16 protein-coding genes are annotated in these 17,520 nt (G+C 65.4%); 11 read left to right on the top strand and 5 right to left on the bottom strand.

Annotated features, from left to right (window positions below; all coding sequences use genetic code 11):
• Nucleotide 1: 1 nt before the first annotated feature.
• Both DIZ22_RS05235 and DIZ22_RS05240 read left to right on the top strand, forming a co-directional pair.
• The gene (locus DIZ22_RS05235) at nucleotides 2–1,195 is read left to right on the top strand and encodes a sulfotransferase (RefSeq protein WP_048936635.1); all 1,194 of its coding nucleotides are present in this window, start codon (nucleotides 2–4) and stop codon (nucleotides 1,193–1,195) included.
• Nucleotides 1,192–2,202: an alcohol dehydrogenase catalytic domain-containing protein gene (locus tag DIZ22_RS05240; protein ID WP_048936634.1), complete on the top strand. Its 1,011-nt coding sequence runs from the start codon at nucleotides 1,192–1,194 to the stop codon at nucleotides 2,200–2,202. The genes DIZ22_RS05235 and DIZ22_RS05240 overlap by 4 nt, the downstream gene beginning before the upstream one ends.
• On the opposite strand, the gene pncB is transcribed toward DIZ22_RS05240, so the two are convergent.
• From pncB to DIZ22_RS05255, 3 genes are all read right to left on the bottom strand, one after another.
• Nucleotides 2,199–3,503, bottom strand: a complete 1,305-nt coding sequence (gene pncB / locus DIZ22_RS05245) for a nicotinate phosphoribosyltransferase (RefSeq protein WP_048936633.1) — start codon at nucleotides 3,501–3,503, stop codon at nucleotides 2,199–2,201. The genes DIZ22_RS05240 and pncB overlap by 4 nt on opposite strands.
• Before the next feature lie 84 nt (nucleotides 3,504–3,587).
• Nucleotides 3,588–4,355, bottom strand: coding sequence for an enoyl-CoA hydratase-related protein (locus tag DIZ22_RS05250; protein ID WP_048936632.1), 768 nt, complete (start codon nucleotides 4,353–4,355; stop codon nucleotides 3,588–3,590).
• Nucleotides 4,352–5,797, bottom strand: a complete 1,446-nt coding sequence (locus tag DIZ22_RS05255; protein ID WP_048936631.1) for a carboxylesterase family protein — start codon at nucleotides 5,795–5,797, stop codon at nucleotides 4,352–4,354. The genes DIZ22_RS05250 and DIZ22_RS05255 overlap by 4 nt, the downstream gene beginning before the upstream one ends.
• 247 nt (nucleotides 5,798–6,044) lie before the next feature.
• Here DIZ22_RS05255 and DIZ22_RS05260 point away from each other — a divergent pair, with 247 nt between their 5' ends.
• The 9 genes from DIZ22_RS05260 to DIZ22_RS22360 all read left to right on the top strand — a co-directional run bounded on the left by DIZ22_RS05260 (nucleotide 6,045) and on the right by DIZ22_RS22360 (nucleotide 15,953).
• Nucleotides 6,045–8,090, top strand: coding sequence for a PQQ-dependent dehydrogenase, methanol/ethanol family (locus tag DIZ22_RS05260; protein ID WP_206364617.1), 2,046 nt, complete (start codon nucleotides 6,045–6,047; stop codon nucleotides 8,088–8,090).
• A gap of 202 nt (nucleotides 8,091–8,292) precedes the next feature.
• Nucleotides 8,293–9,030, top strand: a complete 738-nt coding sequence (locus DIZ22_RS05265; RefSeq protein WP_010338988.1) for a TetR/AcrR family transcriptional regulator — start codon at nucleotides 8,293–8,295, stop codon at nucleotides 9,028–9,030.
• 94 nt (nucleotides 9,031–9,124) lie between these two features.
• Nucleotides 9,125–9,946, top strand: a complete 822-nt coding sequence (locus DIZ22_RS05270) for an enoyl-CoA hydratase/isomerase family protein (RefSeq protein WP_122928019.1) — start codon at nucleotides 9,125–9,127, stop codon at nucleotides 9,944–9,946.
• Between the two features lie 3 nt (nucleotides 9,947–9,949).
• Nucleotides 9,950–10,591 (top strand): flavin reductase family protein, encoded by a 642-nt coding sequence (locus DIZ22_RS05275; protein ID WP_099233436.1) that lies wholly within the window; start codon nucleotides 9,950–9,952, stop codon nucleotides 10,589–10,591.
• 141 nt (nucleotides 10,592–10,732) lie between these two features.
• Nucleotides 10,733–13,132 (top strand): CoA transferase, encoded by a 2,400-nt coding sequence (locus DIZ22_RS05280; RefSeq protein ID WP_048936627.1) that lies wholly within the window; start codon nucleotides 10,733–10,735, stop codon nucleotides 13,130–13,132.
• Nucleotides 13,133–13,168: 36 nt separating this feature from the next.
• Entirely contained in the window at nucleotides 13,169–14,176 is a 1,008-nt protein-coding gene (locus DIZ22_RS05285) for an LLM class flavin-dependent oxidoreductase (RefSeq protein WP_048936626.1), read from the top strand.
• Between the two features lie 2 nt (nucleotides 14,177–14,178).
• Entirely contained in the window at nucleotides 14,179–14,820 is a 642-nt protein-coding gene (locus DIZ22_RS05290; protein ID WP_048936625.1) for a nuclear transport factor 2 family protein, read from the top strand.
• 3 nt (nucleotides 14,821–14,823) lie between these two features.
• The gene (locus tag DIZ22_RS05295) at nucleotides 14,824–15,801 is read left to right on the top strand and encodes an NADPH:quinone oxidoreductase family protein (protein ID WP_048936624.1); all 978 of its coding nucleotides are present in this window, start codon (nucleotides 14,824–14,826) and stop codon (nucleotides 15,799–15,801) included.
• Nucleotides 15,802–15,830: 29 nt separating this feature from the next.
• Nucleotides 15,831–15,953 carry a hypothetical protein gene (locus tag DIZ22_RS22360; RefSeq protein WP_272939628.1) on the top strand — a complete coding sequence of 41 codons (123 nt, stop codon included), beginning with the start codon at nucleotides 15,831–15,833 and terminating at the stop codon, nucleotides 15,951–15,953.
• Between the two features lie 102 nt (nucleotides 15,954–16,055).
• Here the strand turns inward: DIZ22_RS22360 and DIZ22_RS05300 are convergent, their stop codons facing one another.
• Both DIZ22_RS05300 and DIZ22_RS05305 read right to left on the bottom strand, forming a co-directional pair.
• On the bottom strand, nucleotides 16,056–17,096 hold the full coding sequence (locus DIZ22_RS05300; RefSeq protein WP_234415551.1) for an SMP-30/gluconolactonase/LRE family protein: 1,041 nt from the start codon (nucleotides 17,094–17,096) through the stop codon (nucleotides 16,056–16,058).
• A 7-nt stretch (nucleotides 17,097–17,103) separates the two neighbouring features.
• The gene (locus tag DIZ22_RS05305; RefSeq protein WP_048936623.1) at nucleotides 17,104–17,520 is read right to left on the bottom strand and encodes an OB-fold domain-containing protein; all 417 of its coding nucleotides are present in this window, start codon (nucleotides 17,518–17,520) and stop codon (nucleotides 17,104–17,106) included.

The raw sequence follows: 17,520 nt of genomic DNA on the forward strand, positions 1-17,520 counted from the left end.
AATGATGTCGAACGGATATGAACCGCCGCTACGCTTCGCCGCCGCGCTCGACCAGTTGCACGATCTGGTGACGGCGGAAACCGGCCATGATGATTTTGGCCCCGACGATTATCTGCCGGGGCTTCGCGTGCTGCTCCAGTCGATGGATTATGATCCGCGCTTTACCGCGGCGGGGCGGCGCACTGCCTGGGGGCATGTGGTCGGCGTTCTGCGCGGCCGGGCAAGTGCGATCGCGGCGATGAAGGCGCATCCGGGCTTCGATGCCCGGCCGATCCTGAGCCCTGTCGTCATCACCGGCGTGCCGCGCACCGGGACCACGGCGTTGCATCGGCTGATGGCGGTCGATCCGCGCTTCCAGGGGTTGCAAAGCTGGCTGCTCGATACGCCGCGTCCGCGTCCACCGGTCGAAAGCTGGCAGGACGATGCCGATTTCCGCCGTTCGGTCGCCTTGCTGGAGCGGCGCTATGTCGATGCACCAGCCAAGCGGGCCGCGCATCATGTCGCGGCCGAGGAAGTGCATGAATGCTGCATGCTGCTGCGTCAGTCCTTTGTCTCCAACCTGTGGAACTGCGGCTGGTCGGCGGCGAGCTATGACGCCTGGTGGTGCGCGCAGAGCGAGGCAGCCGGCTATGACCATTATCGCCGCTGTGTGCAGTTGATCGGTGCCAACGACCCGGACAAGCGCTGGCTGCTCAAAAATCCCGGCCATATCGAAAATCTTGACCTGCTCTTTGCCGTCTTTCCCGATGCAAAGGTGATCCAGACCCATCGCGATCCGGCCAAGGCCTTGCCTTCGCTCGTGTCGCTGCTGATGGCGGGGCATGGGGCGATGGAGGAAGGGCGGGCGGCCGAGCGCGGCGCGCTGATGCTGGCACGCGAAACGGCCAAATGGTCCCATGCCGTGCGCAAGGCGGAAAAGGTGGCGGAACGCCATCCGGGCCAATTGCTCGATATCGTCCATGGCGATTTCCATGCGCAGCCCATGGCCGTGCTTGAGCGCATCTATGCCTTTATCGGCATGGAGATGCCCGATGCGACGCGCATGGCCATGGCACAGCGGATCGCGGACAAGCCCGAGATGCAGCATGGCGTTCATCGCTATTCGATCGCTGACTATGGCATGAGTGCGCAAGAGGTGCGGTCGGCGTTCGGCGATTATGTAGCGCGCTTCGACCTGGCGGAGGCAGGACGATGAAGGCGGCCATCTATCCGGGCGATGGCCAGCCGATCGTCATCGCCGACCTGCCCGATCCGCGACCGGCCATGGGGGAATTGCTGATCCGCGTCCACCGCTGCGGCATCTGTGGCACCGACCTTTCGATGACGAGGGGCGGCATATGGGATTATGGCCGCGGCGTGCAGATCGGCCATGAATATGCCGGCGAAGTGGTGGACGTCGGCGCGGGTGTCGATCGCTTTCGTGCTGGCGACCGGGTCGCGGTCATGCCCTCGATCGGCTGCGGCCAGTGCACTCCCTGCCAGGAACATGGCAATCCGGTATTGTGCGGGGCGAAGCCGGGCGGCGCGATGCGGGGCTTTGCCGAATTTGCGGTGGTGCCGACCGGTGCGGCGGTACGCCTGCCCGAAACCCTGTCCCTGGCCGATGGCGCGCTGATCGAGCCGCTGGCCGTCAGCCTGTATGGCGCGCGCTTTGCCGATATCCGTCCCGGCGACCCGGTGCTGGTGCTCGGCGGGGGCACGGTCGCTCTCTATGCCATCTATTGGGCGCGGCGATTAGGAGCGGGGCGGATCGTAGTCCTGTCGCGATCCGACCGGCGGCGTGATCTGGCGATCGCCATGGGTGCCAATGCCTTCTTCTCTTTTGGTGACGAGGAAAAGGGGCAGGTGATCGAAGCGCTGGGCGGCGCGCCCCGGATCGTGTTCGAGGCTGTCGGGGTGGACGGAATGCTGGGGCGGGCGGTGAACCATGTCGCGCCATTCGGGCGGATCGTGTCGCTGGGCTTCTGCACGGCGCCGGATGCGGTCATTCCGGCGCTGGCATCCTATAAATGCGCCAACCTGCAATTTGCCGTCGGCTACCGAATGGCGGAATTCCTGCACATCGCCGACCAGATGGACAAGGGGCATGTCGACCCCAAGGCGATCATCAGCAACGCGATTGCGCTGGATCAGCTGCCGGCAATGATGGCGACTCTGCGCGGGACCAATGAAGAGACCAAGGTGCATGTCCGTTGTGGCTAGACCTGGACGGCGACCGCCTTTCGCCCGTCGCCGCCGAACACGCGTAGATAGCGGTCGATCTCGGCCGGATCGCCGGTCGCCTTGGCGGGATTGTCCGACAGCTTCACCGCCGGGCGGCCATTGGCGTCCACCACTTTGCACACCAGTGAGATCGGATCGAGCCCGTCGGTTTCGAACGGGGCGCAGCCGCGAAAATCATTGGTGAGATTGGTGCCCCAGCCAAAGCTCATGCGCACGCGGCCATGGAAATGGCGATAGGTTGCCTCGATACTGTCGACGTCCATGCCATCGGAAAAGATCAGCAGCTTGTTGCGCGGATCACGCCCCTTTTCCTGCCACCAGCGGATGATCTGCTCCCCCGCCTCGATCGGTGGCGCGCTGTCGGGACGGAAACCGGTCCAGTCGGCCACCCAGTCAGGTGCGTCCTTCAGGAAGGCGGCGGTGCCGAACGCGTCGGGCAGGGCGATGCGCAGATTGCCGCCATAATGGGCCTGCCATTGTTCCAGAACCGCATAGGGCGCGCGGGCCAGTGCGGCATCGTCCGGCGCCAGCGCCGCCAGCACCATAGGCAGTTCATGGGCATTGGTGCCGATCGCTTCCAGATCGGCATCCATCGCCAACAGCACGTTGGACGAGCCGATGAAGCGGTCGCCCAGACCTTCCTTGAGCGCCTCGACGCACCAGCGCTGCCACAGGAAGCCGTGGCGACGGCGTGTGCCGAAGTCGGAGATGACGAGATGGGGCAGGGCGCTCAGGCGCTCGACCTTTTCCCACAGTTTCGCCTTGGCACGGGCATAGAGCACGTCGAGCGCGAAGCGGCCACGCCCCTTCATCGCCGCGCGCGATCGCAATTCGTTGATGATGGCGAGGGCCGGGATCTCCCACATCATCGTCTCGATCCAGAGCCCGTGGAAGCGCAGCTCATATTGGCCATCGACCTGGCGCAGCTCATATTCCGGCAGGCGAAAGTCGGCGAGCCAGGCGATGAAATCCGGGCTGAACATCTGGGTCCGGCCATAGAAGCTGTTGCCCGCCAGCCAGATCAGTTCCTTTTTGCCGAAGCGTAGGGACCGGGCGTGGTCGAGCTGGGCGCGCAGTTCGCCTTCATCGATGATGTCGGCCAGGCGCACATGGTGGGTGCGGTTGATCAGCTTGAAGGTGGTCTGGACATCGGGATGCTGCTGCCGGATCATCTGCAGCATCAGCAGCTTGTAGAAATCGGTGTCGAGCAGGCTGCGCACGATCGGGTCGAGCCGCCAATTATGGTTGTAGGTGCGGGTGGCGATATCGGTGAAGACCATGAAGAACCTGATGGACAGCAAAATTGACAGGGGCGTGCTGCACCGTTCCCCATGGAGATCATGATGGCAAGGCTGATGAAGGGATTATCGGCCGATGAAGTTCGGGGCGCGCTTGTCTCGCGTTGCGGCCAGTCCCTCGCGATGATCGGCGGTAGTGGCGAGGAAGGGCTGGACCAAGAATTCGCGGTCGAGGAACTGGTCGAAGGATAGCGTGGTCGCCTCGAATAATTGCTTGCTCATCGCCTGTGCGACTGGCGGCCCCTGCGCAATGCGGGTGGCCAGGTCGATCGCCGCGTCTCGGATTGGGCGGTCTGCTTCGATCGAGAGGATGAGGCCGAGCTGCAAGGCTTCGTCTGCGTCGAGCGTCCGGCCGCTATAGACGATTTCCTTCGCGCGCATCGGGCCGACCAGCCGGGTCAACTGCCAGATGGCGCCGGCGTCGGGCGCATAGCCGATCCGGCCGAAGAGTTGGGCAAAGCTGGCATTCGGGCTGGCGAGGATCAGATCGCAGGCGAGCGCCAGGCTCCAGCCGGCGCCGACGCAGACGCCGTCGACCGCTGCGATGACGGGCTTGGGCGTGGCGGCGATGGCGCGGATCATGCGGTGGAGCGCGCGCATCCGCTTGAGGAAAGCGGCACTGTCGGCGGCACCCATCTCGCCGGTATCGGCGCCCGAGCAGAAATGACCGCCTGCACCCGTCAGGACGACTGCTCGGATCCCATCATCCTGGGCCAGATTGTCGAACAGCGTGGCGATCTCGCCGCGCATCGCCATGGTGAAGGCATTGCGCCGGTCGGGGCGATCGAGCGTCACGATCGCCACTGCGCCGTCATGCTCCAGCCGAAGGGTCATGGCGTGGGCGTCCAGCCGAAGGTCTGACCGCTTTCCCGCTGCCATTTGTCGAACCAGGGGGCGAGCTGGCGGGCGCGAAAGTCCGGGGCGGCGGCGATATGCTGGCCGATGACCAGCGGGTCAGTGCGGCCGTCTTGCGTGGCGGGCCATGGCGGCAGGCCGGGGCCGTTGGGATCGCCGCTCCGCACATAGTTCAGCATCCAGCCCGACATGGTCCTGGCGAGCTCCCGGCTTTCCGTATCGGCCGAGGGAGACTGGCCGAGCCAGAACAGCCGGTCGGCGCAATGGTCCGCGCCGGGTTTCGAACTGCGCTGGTCGGGCGGCACGAAATCGAACTGATAGGCGCGTGTCGGCAGGCCGGCGCGGGCCGCCAGCTGGGTCATGCCGAGCGCCGCCGAGGTGAACAGGAAGTCGGTCTGCACCTGGCGCAGCAATTCCGCCTCGTCGGACAGGCCATAGCTGGCGGACACGGCTGACAGATCGATGCCGAAGCGACGTGCCATTTCGGCCCGGCCAAAGCCCATCAGGCCAAAGACGCTGGCTTCGTTGCTGGTCGATCCGCTGATCAACGGGACATGCGCGATCTGGCCCCTTGCGAACAGGGTGGAAAGGGGAGCGGGGAGCCAGCTGCCATCGACGGTTGCGCCAAAGTCCGGCGCACCGCTGTCGCCGGCCAGCACCTGTGCCACGCTGAGCCTGCGCAGGGCAGCGAGCGATGGCGCGCTATTGCCGGTCACGCCGGTGCGCTGGGCAAAGGCCAGCCCTTGCTCCTGCGCCTGGGGCAGGGGGCGGTTGGCGTTGAACAGGCCGCCGGCCGAATGGGCGCTGGCGCGGGCGAACAGGCCCCTGGCCATCGGCGTCGCCATCAGCGCATTGATGCTGGAGCCGCCCGCCGAACAGCCGATGATGGTCACATTGTCGGGATCGCCGCCGAAGCGGGCGATGTTCTGCCTGACCCAGCGCAGCGCCGCGACCTGATCCATCAGCCAGAAATTGGCGGTTGCCTTGGGCGCTTCGTTTGTCAGCGCCGGGTGCGCGAAGAAGCCGAGCCGCCCGATGCGGTAATTGGGCGCGACAAGGACGACACCCTGCTTGACCAGCGGCGGCATGCCGTTGCGGAAGGGCTCCCGACCCGAGCCGACGAAATAGGCGCCGCCATGGACGACGAACAGCACCGGCAATTTGCGGGCGCCAAGGTCGGGCGAGGCGACGTTGAGGGTCAGGCAATTTTCATCCTGGGGGAAGGCGGTGTCCTCTTTGCGCCGTGGCTGGGGGCAATCGGCCGCAAAGCCTGTAGCGTCACGCTCGGTCTTCCAGGCGCGGACCGGTTGCGGTGCGCGCCAGCGATTGGCGCCGACCGGGGGCGCGGCATAGGGAATGCCGCCGAAGAAGCGGACATCGTCGCGCACCACGCCGCGGATCGGACCGGACGCGGTGGACAATCGGGGCGGTGCCGAAGAAGGGGCGGCATTTCCAAGACTTGCCCATAAAGCGACGGCCGCGGCCGCGCAGGCGACAGGGCGCTGCACCATCTCCATCATCCCCTCGTCAATTTTGCTCTGTGGTGCATAATAATGTTGGAGACGTTTATCGCTGTCAAGCGCGCAGGCGCGTTGACAGGGTCATGAATCTGCACCAAGGTGCAATATAAAGAGGCGCGAACAGGGGCGCACGGAGAAGGATGAGAACATGAAGGGAAGAGTGTCGACGGCCGTGGCGATCCTGGCCCTGGCAAGCGGGCTGGTCGCCTGCGGCGCGGACAGCGCAGCGCCGGGCGGACCGACCGCCAACTGGTCCAGCTTTGGCGGCGACGACAAGGAGCAGCATTATAGCGCGCTCGACCAGATCAGCGCCGACAATGTCGGCAAGCTCGGCCTCGCCTGGTCCTATGATATCGACACTTATGACAGCTATACCCAGCCGCTGGCGATAGATGGCGTCCTCTATTTTGCGGTCGGCCTGTCGGTCGTCCATGCGCTCGACGCAAAGACCGGCAAGCTGCTTTGGCAATATGACCCCGATGTGGCGAGCCAGCCCGAGGCGAAATGGCGGATGCGCGCCGGCTGGGGCACGCGCGGCATCGCCTATAAGGACGGGCTGATCTATACCGCCACGCGCGAAGGCCGGCTGATCGCGGTCGACGCCAAGACCGGCAAGCCGCGCTGGTCGGTCCAGACGCTCGACGAGGCGGAAAATGGCTATATCACCGGCCCGCCATGGGTGGCCGGCGACAAGATTGTGGTCGGCTTTGGCGGCGCGGATTACAGCCCCACCCGCGGCTATGTGACCGCCTATGACGCCAAGACCGGCAAGAAGGCGTGGCGCTGGTTCGTGGTGCCGGGCGATCCGGCCAAGGGCTTCGAGAACAAGGCGATGGAGGCGGCGGCCAAGACCTGGACCGGCGAATGGTGGAAGTTCGGCGGGGGCGGCACTGTGTGGCACGCCATGGCCTATGACGCCAAATATGACCGCATCTACCTCGGCACCGGCAATGGCTGGCCGTGGAACCAGAAGATCCGTTCGCCCGGTGGTGGCGACAATCTCTATCTCGCCTCGATCGTGGCGATCGACGTGAAGACCGGGGAATATGCCTGGCACTATCAGGTGAACCCGGAAAACAGCCACGATTTCAACGATGCGATGGATATCGAGCTGGCCGATATCGAGATTGGCGGCAAGATGCGGTCGGTGCTGATGCACGCGCCCAAGAATGGCTTTTTCTATGCGCTGGACCGCGAGACCGGGAAGTTCATCTCGGCCGGCGAGTTCGCAAAGCAGAATTGGGCCAAGCGGATCGACCCGGTCACCGGCCGGCCCGAAATCAATCCCGAGGCGCAATATCCGAACGGCAAGCCGTTCATGATGTATCCCTTCCCCAATGGCGCGCATGGCGTGCAGGCGATGGCGTTCAGTCCCAAGACGAACCTCAGCTATATTCCGGTGATGGAGGGCGGCCGCGTGTTCGTCGATCCGGCCAATGTGAAGGACTGGACCTACAAGCCGGGGATGATGGTCAATACCGGGCTGGGCGCGCCGCCGGCCAATCTGGTGCCGCCCGCTGCGGTGAGCAAGCTGGTCGCCTTCGATGTCGCCAACAACAAGGTCGCCTGGTCGGTGCCGCAACCCGGCGTGTTCAATGGCGGTATCATGGCGACGGGCGGCGGCCTGTTGTTCCAGGGCACGAATGACGGCAATTTCAACGCCTATTCCGCGACCGATGGGCGCAAGCTCTGGTCCTTCCCGGCGCAGAACGGCATATTGTCGGCGCCGATCAGCTACACGGTCGGCGGCAAGCAATATGTGTCGGTGATCACCGGGTTCCGCAGCAGCTTCCCCAACGTCCCCAACTGGGATTATCGCCAGCAGCAACGTCGGGTGCTGACCTTTGCGATCGGCGGCACCAAGGCGCTGCCCAAGTTCGAGCCGGTGGACGAGCCGATACAGGATGATCCGGCCTTCACCGTCGACGTCGCCAAGGCCAAGGTCGGCGCCGGCATCTACAATAGCAGCTGCGTCATCTGTCATGGCGCGGGCATGATGGCGGGCGGCGCCGCGCCCGACCTGCGCAAGTCGGCGGTGCCGCTGGACGCGGAGACGTTCAAGTCGGTGGTGCATGACGGGGCGCTGATGGCGCGCGGCATGGGCGCCTTCGAGCAAATGAGCGACGCCGATCTGGAAGGGCTGCGCCATTATATCCGCCAGCGCGCGCGGGAAACCGCGCCCAAGGCGAACTGACCTCCCATGGCATCCGTCCCCTTGTGGCGGATGCTGCTTCGCCCCGCCTCCTTTCATTGGGAGGCGGGGCTCCTTGTCTGCGCCGAGCGGGGGCTTGCACAAAGTCCAGCCGTGAGGCATCAAATTTGCACGTTCATGCAATTGCGCTATGATCGTCGGTTACGTGCCCCCGCCGGGCGCGCCTCGGGGAGGATGAGCGAATTTGACGACGGACAAGGACATGGCTGACCTCAAGGAAAATGGCGATCGGCCGCAGACCTATTCCAGTCCGGCGATCATCGAACGCCGTCGCCGGATATTGGAGGAAACGCGCAAGGTGATCGCCGAACAGGGGATCGCGGCGCTGAGCATGAACGAGATCGGCCAGCGCGCGGGTGTCGCCAAGCGGACCCTCTACAACGCCTTCCAGACCCGCGAGCGCATGATCGCCACCGCGATCCAGGAATATTTCGACGAATATGTCAGCCGCATCGTCTATTCGAGCCCGCCCGGCACGATGCAGCATAATCTTGAACGCATGATTTCGGTCGTCCAGCGCAACCGGAAGATCCGTAATTATATCAAGGCGATCATGGCGCTCTATTTCAGTTCGGATGTCGACCGCGACATCTGGACCGCTATGCACTCGCCCGCCATCCATCATAACAAGCAGTGGATAGAGGCGCTCGACGCCACGAAGCAACTTCAGCCCTGGGTGCAGGTCGACAAGCTGGTCGATGATCTGGTGCGCTTCGAATATGCGACCATCAACGACTGGGCGCAGGGCCGCATACCCGATGATGAGGTGATCGTCCGGCTGGTCAGCAGCTATCTGTCCTGCCTGCTCGGTTCGTTGAAGGGCGCGGCGCGCAAGGAAGTCGAAGCGCTGATCAAGGATATTGCCGAGCGCGGGATGGACGCGCTGCCCATGTCGCCCAAGACCAAGACGAAAGCGGCTTGAATCTGCACCATGATGCAAATTTTCTTGCATCATGGTGTGCGCCTCGTCTAGGCATGCCCCAAGCCCGACATGGGCATCAGCATGGGAGAGTGAGATGAGCGCGCCGAGCGAAGACCCCGAACTGTTGTTCGAGCTGCGCGCGGATGGCGTGGCCGTCATCACCCTCAATCGGCCGCGCGCGAAGAACACCGTCTCCTTCGCCATGTGGGAGCAGTTTTCCGCCGCGCTCGACCAGCTGGAAAATGCGACGCCGGCGCGGATGCTGCTGCTGTGCGGGGCGGAGGGCTATTTCAGCAATGGCGGCGACGTGAAGCTGCCGCCGGCGCGGGGCGAGGGGGCGCTGCGGCTGGCGGCGCGGCTGGAGATGGGGCAGCGGATCATCCGCCGGCTGCGCGCGCTGCCGATCCCGACCGTGGCAGCAGTGGAGGGGGGCGCCTATGGCGTGTCCTGGAGCCTGGCGATGTCCTGCGACATGATCTTCGCTGCCGAGGATGCGCGGTTCGGTGCGCCGTTCCTGGATTTCGGGCTGGTGCCCGATGGCGGGGCGGCCTGGTTCCTGACCCGGCAACTGGGGCGGGCACGCGCGGCCGAGATCATCTTTTCGGGGCGGACATTGGAGGCGGCCGAGGCATTGAGCCTGGGGCTGGTCAGCCGGCTGGTGCCGCCGGGCGAGGCGGTCGCGCAGGCGCTGGCGCTGGGCGCGACGATTGGCGGCGGCAATGCCCATGCGGTCGAACTGACCAAGCGGCTGCTGGATCAGGCGGAAAGCGGCGACCTGTCGGCCAATCATGCGCTGGAACTGGTCTATTGCCATACCTGCCAGGCGGGGGAGGAGGTGCCCCGCGCTCGCGAGGCGTTCAAGGCACGCGCAGCGGCGAAGGCTGCCGCGAAGGCTGCAACTGGGGCGAAGGAATAAGTCATGCAGTTCGACATGCGCAGCCTGCCGATGGCGACCCGCTACAAGATCGTCAATTCGACCATCACCCCGCGCCCGATCGCCTGGATCACCACCCGGTCCGAAGCGGGCGTGGTCAATGCCGCGCCCTACAGCTTCTTCAACTGCGTCGGCACCGAGCCGCCGCTGGTGGCGCTGGGCCTGCTCAAGGAGCCGGTATCACGCGGCCTGAAGAACACGGCTGCCAACATCATCGCCACCGGCGAGTTCGTCGTGAACCTGGTGTGCGAGGATGATGCCGAGAAGATGAACCATTGCAGCGTCGATGCGCCGGCCGATGTCAGCGAGATCGACTATGCCGGGATCGAGACCGCGCCGTCGGTGCTGGTCGCGCCGCCGCTGATCGCCAGCAGCCCGGTCAGCTTCGAATGCCGCAAGGTCGCGGCGATGGACATCGGCACGATGCAGACGGTGATCATCGGCGAGATCGTCATGGCACATATCCGCGACGAGTTCATCACCGATCGTGAGCGGGTCTATTTCGACACGCCGGCGATGAAATTGATCGGCCGCACCCATGGCAGTGGCTGGTATGTGCGCAATGGCGACAGTTTTCAGATGGACCGGCCGCGCTATGATCCGGCACGGCTGACGGGCAAGGAATGAATTTGAACCTATAGTGCAATATTACTTGCGCTGCCGGGAAAAAGCGTGTCTGTTTCAAGGGAAAGGTCGGAGGCGCGATTCCGCGCACTACCGGCCAGATCCGAACAAGAGGCGGCGCAGACCGCCAAACAGGAGTGCGTGATGCCCGGCCCTCTGGACCATCTTGTCGTTATCGAGCTGTCGACCGAAATGCCGGTCGCGATCGCAGGCATGCTGCTCGCCGACCATGGCGCGGACGTGCTGAAGGTCGAGCCGCGCGGCGGCGCCTATTTCGCCCATGAACTGACCCGCAAGAGCTGGGACCGGTCCAAGCGCAGTGTCGAGCTGGACGTGGCCGATGCGGACGACCGGGCGGCGCTCCGCGGACTGCTCGGCGGAGCGGACATCTTCATCCATGCACTGGAAGAGGGAGAAGCGAAGGCGCTTGGCCTGGACGGTGAGAGCCTGGCGCGCGACTATCCGGAGCTGATCGTGTCGGCGCTGACCGCCTATGGCGCGGACACGCCCTTTGCCGACCGGCCGCGCGGCGAGGGGCTGGCGGCGGCGCTGCTGGGCACGATGATCGACAAGTCCAGTCCGTTCCGCGAGGGGCCGGTCTATCTGGGGCATCCCGCGCTTCATTATGGTCAGGCGTTTCTGGGCGTGATCGGCGCGCTGACGGCGATCCGGGCGCGGCGGTCGAGCGGCAAGGGGCAGAGGGTCGAATCCTCGCTGCTCGACGCGATGCTGGCCCAGTCGCCGATGAACAACTGGTGGCAGGAAGAGGGGATTTCCTACATCAAGGCGGGGGATTCCGGCGCGGTCGACCGGTTTGGCCGGACCCGGCTGGTGACCGGCATGTTCGAATGCGGCGACGGCCTGTTCCTGCAGATCCATACTGGTGGCCAGGGCGGCTTCAAGGCGGCGATGGACCAGCTGGGCTTTGGTGACCGGGTGTCGGTGGTCAAGGGTGTGGCGGAAATGTCGGTGCCATTGAGCGACGACGAATATCATATCGCCCGTGTCGAGATTTTCGATGCGTTCAAGGCGCGCCCGCGGGCCGAATGGATCGCGCTGTTCCAGGCGGCCGATGTGGCGGCGCTGCCGGTGCTGGAGCCGGCCGAAGTCTTGCTGGACGAGCAGGTGGAGTTTGTCGGGCAACGGATTGCGCTGCCGGACGCGGAATTCGGCACCATCTATCAGGCGGCGCCTGCCGTGCGGTTCGATCGCACGCCCTGCGCCGCGCCGCGACCGGCGCCGATGATCGGCGCCGACAATGGCTTGCTGGCCGATCTGATCGCGCGCAAGCGGGGCGAACTGGCGGCGGCGGGCAAGCCGATCGACCGGCCGCTCGAAGGCATCAAGGTGGTGGACTTCTCGTCCTTCTTCGCGGTCGGCTTTGGCGGTCGGCTGTTGTCGGATCTGGGGGCTGATGTCATCAAGGTGGAGACGCCCGACGGCGACCAGATGCGGCCGTTGCCCGACTGTTTCGACGCGGCGCAGCGCGGCAAGCGCGATATCGTGCTGAACCTGAAGCAGCCCGAGGCGCTGGAGGCGGCGCTGAAGCTGGTGGCGCAGGCCGATGTCGTCACCCATAATCTGCGCCCCGGCAAGGCCGACAAGCTGGGCATCGGCTATGAGGCGCTGTCGAAGATCAATCCGCGCCTGCTCTATGTCTATCTGCCCGGTTATGGCTCCAAGGGGCCAAAGTCGCTGCTCAAGAGCTTTGCGCCTTTGGTATCGGGCTGGACCGGCCTGCTTTATGAAGGCGGCGGCGCGGGCAATCCGCCGACCCGGTCGGTGTTCGGCAATGAAGATTATAATAACGGCTTCCTGGGCGCGGCGGGCATATTGATGGGACTGGAGCGGCGCGCGATCAGCGGCGTCGGCGACTATATGGAGATACCCCAGCTCCATTCGAGCCTGTGGACCACGTCCGAGCATTTCCTGGATGCCGACAAGCAGGTCGTCTACGGCTTCCGCCTCGACAAGGATCAGGCGGGCTATAATGCGCTCGACCGGCTTTACCGCACCAGCGACGGCTGGATCTGCATAGCTTGCCGGCAGGATGATCGCTTCGCGGCGCTGGCGCAGGCGGTCGGTCAGGCCGGGCTGGTCGACGATCCGCGCTTTGCTTCGCCAAAGGAACGGTCGCTGCATGACGCGGCGCTGCTCGCGGCGCTGGAGCCCAGGTTTGTCGACAAGACGAGCGCGGAGGCCTTCGCCCTGCTCGATGCGGCGGGTGTACCGTGCGAGATACCGGCGGCGAAAAGCTGGGTGCGCGAGGCGCTGTGGCAGGACTGGGCAATGGCCAGCAATCGGGTGATCGAGAATTTCGATTCCATGTATGGCCATGTCCGCCAGTTCGGCAGCTTCATCCATCTGAGCGATACGCCGGGCCATGCGCGCAAGTCCGCGCCGCGACTGGGCGAGCATACGCGGCAGATATTGGCCGAGATCGGCTATGCGCCGGACGCGATCGACGCGCTGATCGACAGCGGCAAGGCGATGCAGGCGGCGGACGTGACCGGCCGTATCCAGTCGCGCGTCTCGGCCGCCTGAACCAACAACAGATAATCGGGAAGAGGAACCCAAAGGGTGCAGTTGAACCTTCGTTACGACATGAACCGGCCGGATTTCGGCGCGCCGCATCCCGTGCTCTACCGCACCGCGATCGAGCAGGCACAATGGGCCGACAAGCTGGGATTCACCCAGGTGTTCCTGGCCGAGCATCATGGCGCGGAGGGCGGCTATTGCCCGTCCTCCATGGTGCAGGCGGCGTCGATCCTGGGGGCGACGGACACTATCGTCGCGCACCTGTCGGCACTGGTCGTCACCATGCATGATCCGCTGCGGCTGGCTGAGGATCTGGCAGTGCTGGACAATATCGCGCCCGGCCGGGTGTGGCTGACCGCCGGCATGGGCTATCGCCCGCATGAGTTCGAGATGTTCGGCAAGGACATCACCAAGCGGCTGGCGATCATGAACGAGGCGATGGCCACGCTGAAGCAGGCCTGGACCGGCGAGCCGTTCGAGTTTCGCGAGCGCACCGTGCGGGTGACGCCGGCCCCGGCAACGCCGGGCGGGCCGAAAATCTACATGGGCGGGTCGACCGACAAGTCGGCGATCCGCGCGGCCAAGGGCGGCTATCAATATTTCCCCGGCCATCCCGACCTGTTCACCCTCTACAAGGAAGAGCGGGAAAAGGCCGGCTTCCCGCCGCCCGAGGAACTGCGCAAGCCGGCGGCGAGCTTCCTCTATGTTTCCGACGATCCGGACCGCGACTGGCCGCTGGTGGCGCCGCATGTCGCCTATGCGACCAACGCCTATGCCGAATGGGCCAAGGAGCGCGGCACCGGCCAGACACGCTATCAGCCCGCTGAAACGATCGAGGGGCTGAAGGCGATGCCGAACATCAAGGTGCTGACGCCCGACGAATGTTTTGAATATCTCAAGGGGCTGGGCCGGGGCACGGCCGTCACCTTCCACGCGCTGCTGGGCGGGCTGGACCCCGAAGTGTCGTGGCGCAGCCTGCGCCTGTTCGAGAAGGAAGTGCTGCCGCGCCTGCGCGCCGAGCCGGGCCTGCTGGAAAATCCGGGAGAATGAGCATGGAAGAACGCAATCGTCGGGGCACGCTGGCCGCCATGCTGGCGCTGCCGATCGGCATGGCCGCCGCCGCCGAGGCATCGGCCGCCGCGCCCAGGGGAAAGGCAAGCGGCATGGACATGGCCCAGCGGCTGGACATCATCGAGTCCAAGCAGGCGATCACCGAAACCCTCTATGCCTATGCGCGAGCCAATGACCGGGCGGATGAGGCGCTGCTGCGATCGCTGTTCTGGCCGGAATCGACGCACAAACATGGCAAGTTCGAGGGCAAGTCGTCGGATTTCGTCGGCTTCGCCTTCAAGATCGTGTCGACGCTGAAATATGCCTGTCACCACATCACCAACGTCTCGGTCGATGTGAAGGGGGACAAGGCCTTTTCCGAATGCTATTATTTCGCGCAGCATCGGCGCGACCGCAAGGAAGGCGGAGGCGAGGAGGATGTCTTTTTCCAGGGCCGCTATCTCGACGATCTGGAGCGGCGAAACGGAGTGTGGAAGATCATCCGTCGCCGGGGCCTGTCCGACTATACCTCGCCGCCCGAACCCGCGCAGACGCCCTATGCCGACTGGCCGGCCGGGCAGCATAGCGAGAAATATCCGAGCGACGATTATTACAAGATGCGCCAGCAGTTTCTGGGTAGCTGATCCGTGCGGGCGCTGATGTGCGAGGCGCATGGCGCGCCCGAGCAACTGGCGTTCCGCGACGTGCCCGTGCCCCAGCCGGGGCCGGGCGAGATCAGGCTGGCGGTGCGGGCGGCGAGCGTCAATTTCCCCGACGCGCTGATGATCCAGAATCTCTACCAGACCAAGCCGCCATTGCCGTTCATTCCCGGCGGCGAGGCGGCCGGGGTGGTGGACGCGATCGGCGAGGGCGTCAGCGGCTTTCGGATCGGTGACCGGGTGGCGGCGATCCCGTTTCAGGGTGCCTTTGCCGAGCAGGCGGTGGCGCCGGCTTTTCGCACCAGCATCATTCCCGACGCGATGGGCTTCGACGTCGCGGCCGGTTTCACCATGGTCTATGCGACGGCACTGCACGGGCTGCGCCAGCGTGGACGACTGCAGGAGGGCGAGACGCTGCTGGTGCTGGGCGCAGCGGGCGGCGTGGGACTGGCGGCGGTGGAGATCGGCAAGCGCATGGGCGCGCGGGTGATCGCGGCGGCCTCCAGCGCGGAGAAGCTGGATCTGGCGCGGGCGCATGGCGCGGACGAGACGGTCAATTATGCGCAGGTCGACATCAAGCAAGCGGTGAAGGCGCTGGCCGGGGAGCGCGGCGTCGATGTGATCTTCGATCCGGTTGGTGGCGATCTGGCCGAGCCGGCATTCCGCACCATGGGCTGGGACGGGCGCTATCTGGTGGTCGGCTTTGCCGCCGGGACCATTCCCGCGATCCCATTGAACCTGCCGCTGGTGAAGACGGCGTCGATCGTCGGCGTGACATGGGGGATGCACAGCCGGCGCGAGCCGGACATCCATGCCGCTAATATGGCGCAGCTTTATGACTGGTATGAACGGGGCGGGCTGCGGCCGGCGATCGGCGCGCGGTTCGCCTTTGACGAGAGCCGGGCGGCGATCCGCTGGATCATGGATCGCAAGGCGCAGGGCAAGGTGGTGATCGAGATGGCCTGATCGGGTCATTACAGGGTCAGGCTCAGGTCATGGCCGCGAAGTTCACACCGTTGATCATCGAAAATCTGGGCGGTTTGCGGCGCAAACGCGCCGCCAAAGTCACGCCGACGCGACAGTCACGCGACAAACGGGTCATGCGTGCGCGTCGATGAGGCGACAGCGACGCGCCCCTTGGGTCATGCCTGGCATTGAAGCAGATCGGCTGGTCCATCGCAGAGTGTGGAGCAGAAAAGCGCGATGTAGGAAAGTGGCGATCAGGCCCGGTCAGTCGGCCAGTTGGCGAGCGGGGCGCCGGCGATGGCGGTGCGCGCCTGGACGATCATGCCCTTGCCGCGCGAGACCACATAGAGCGTGCGGCGATCCGGCCCGCCCCAGCAGAGATTGGTGGGCATCGCGATCTTTTCGCCGGCGGGATCATGCAGGATGTCGATCTGCCGACCCTGCGGCGTCAGCGCAACCAGCCGGTTGGAAAAGGGCAGGGTGATCCAGAGATTGTCGGCCATGTCGAAGGCGATGCCGTCGCAATAGCCCAGCGCCGCCTTTTCCTGCGGCGGCAGAGCCAGGATGGCCTTGACCGTCTGGTCGGGAACGACGGTGCCCAGTTGCGGGCCGAAATCCTGCGGGTCGGCAAGGGTGCCGTCGGCGTTGCGGCGCCAGCGGCGGATGCGGCCTTCGGCGGTCAGCGAGGCATAGAGATGGCGTTCGTCCCGGTCGAGGCAGAGGCCGTTGACCCCGCGCAGGTCGCGCGCGACGATCGCGGCGCTGCCGTCGGGCCGGACCATGTAGATGAAACCGGCCGGCGTGGTGGTGCCGATATTGGCGACCGGCCCCCAACTGCTGTGCGTGCAATAGATGCTGCCGTCCCGCGCGGTGGCGGGACCGTTGGAGGCGACGAGCTGGCGCCCCTCCAGTTCCGAGACGAGCGTTTCGACCGTGCCGGTTTCGAGGCTGATGCGCTGTAGCGGGCCGGGCTGCTGCTTGAGCAGGCCCATATTGGCGACGATCACGCGGCCCTGCGCATCGACGGCGACGCCATTGGCGGCGAGCGGGGCGCCGACCTGCCGCAGCGGCTGGCCCGGCGCCAGCACGCCGATCGCGCCGCCGCTGTTGGACAGGAACAGGCGGCCATCGGGCGCGCTGGCGACACCCTCGGCATGGTCGAGGCCGTCGATGACCAGGCTGAAATCGGCCGGGGTCAGGGGCGCCGGGGCCGTAGATGCGCGCGGCGTGCCGGCGCGGGTGCAGCCGGCGAGCGCGAGCGCCGCGCCGCCAAGCATGGCCGTGCGCCGGTCCACCCGCATGTCAGCGAACCGGCGCAAAGCCGGCGATGCGGTGATCGCCCGCCTCGACCGGGCGGAAGCGCAGGCGCATGTCGCAGGCCGGATCGACGCCGTCGTCATCGACCAATATGCCCGCGATCCGCACGCCCGGCGCATCGTCGGGTTCGAACAGGATGACGGTGTAGGGGACTTCGGCCTTGTGGTCGCCGGGCAGCAGGCTGCGGATCACGGTGGTGAAGCTATAGGCCTTGCCCTCCGGCGAGACCGGGCGCCATTCCAGCACGGCATCGGGCTTTCCGGGGACGACCTCGGGCGGATACCAGACCCATTCGCCGGTTTCGGCGTCGGCGGTGATGCGCAGTTCGCCGGCGTCGAGGCCGTCGTAGAAGCCCTGGAACAGCGGGTCTTCCAGATGGACGGGATAGATGGGAATACCCAT

Origin of the sequence: Sphingobium sp. LF-16 (assembly GCF_003711185.1) — a bacterium.
Lineage (GTDB): Bacteria > Pseudomonadota > Alphaproteobacteria > Sphingomonadales > Sphingomonadaceae > Sphingobium > Sphingobium yanoikuyae_A.

Coding starts and splice junctions, on each gene's coding strand:
- DIZ22_RS05235 (WP_048936635.1), top strand. CDS start 2: ATGATGTCGAACGGATATGAACCGCCGCTACGCTTCGCCGCCGCGCTC.
- DIZ22_RS05240 (WP_048936634.1), top strand. CDS start 1,192: ATGAAGGCGGCCATCTATCCGGGCGATGGCCAGCCGATCGTCATCGCC.
- pncB (WP_048936633.1), bottom strand. CDS start 3,503: ATGGTCTTCACCGATATCGCCACCCGCACCTACAACCATAATTGGCGG.
- DIZ22_RS05250 (WP_048936632.1), bottom strand. CDS start 4,355: ATGACCCTTCGGCTGGAGCATGACGGCGCAGTGGCGATCGTGACGCTC.
- DIZ22_RS05260 (WP_206364617.1), top strand. CDS start 6,045: ATGAAGGGAAGAGTGTCGACGGCCGTGGCGATCCTGGCCCTGGCAAGC.
- DIZ22_RS05270 (WP_122928019.1), top strand. CDS start 9,125: ATGAGCGCGCCGAGCGAAGACCCCGAACTGTTGTTCGAGCTGCGCGCG.
- DIZ22_RS05275 (WP_099233436.1), top strand. CDS start 9,950: ATGCAGTTCGACATGCGCAGCCTGCCGATGGCGACCCGCTACAAGATC.
- DIZ22_RS05280 (WP_048936627.1), top strand. CDS start 10,733: ATGCCCGGCCCTCTGGACCATCTTGTCGTTATCGAGCTGTCGACCGAA.
- DIZ22_RS05290 (WP_048936625.1), top strand. CDS start 14,179: ATGGAAGAACGCAATCGTCGGGGCACGCTGGCCGCCATGCTGGCGCTG.
- DIZ22_RS22360 (WP_272939628.1), top strand. CDS start 15,831: ATGGCCGCGAAGTTCACACCGTTGATCATCGAAAATCTGGGCGGTTTG.
- DIZ22_RS05305 (WP_048936623.1), bottom strand. CDS start 17,520: ATGGGTATTCCCATCTATCCCGTCCATCTGGAAGACCCGCTGTTCCAG.